This is a genomic window from Pseudomonas sp. HMSC063H08 (assembly GCF_001813645.1).
GTDB lineage: Bacteria > Pseudomonadota > Gammaproteobacteria > Pseudomonadales > Pseudomonadaceae > Pseudomonas > Pseudomonas aeruginosa.
This window is the reverse complement of record NZ_KV813444.1, coordinates 445-707: the sequence shown is the minus strand read 5'-3', so window position 1 is coordinate 707 and position 263 is coordinate 445. Positions and strand designations below refer to the sequence as shown.

Here is a 263-nt window from a genome sequence, read left to right as displayed (position 1 = left end):
GTGTCACCAACGGCCTTTTTCGAGAGCTGCTGTAGATGCCCTTCCAGCATGTCCTGCGGCGTCACGACCATGGTGATGCACAGCAGCGTGTCCTCGGGCATTCGATCGAACAGGGCGTTGAGGCCATCGCCTTTGAGCGTCTCGCCGGTGAAGTGGCCTGTCAGCGGCGCCTTGTTCAATTGGTCGACCACAATCACTCGGTGCGGCATGGCATCGAAGAGCCATACGCCTTGGGTGGCATCGGAAACAGGCTGCCGATAGAA

1 protein-coding gene is annotated in these 263 nt (G+C 59.3%); it reads right to left on the bottom strand.

Translation table 11 applies throughout. The features are described from left to right. On the bottom strand, positions 1-263 hold a 263-nt coding region (locus tag HMPREF2924_RS15390; RefSeq protein WP_141765543.1), incomplete at both ends, for a TraC family protein.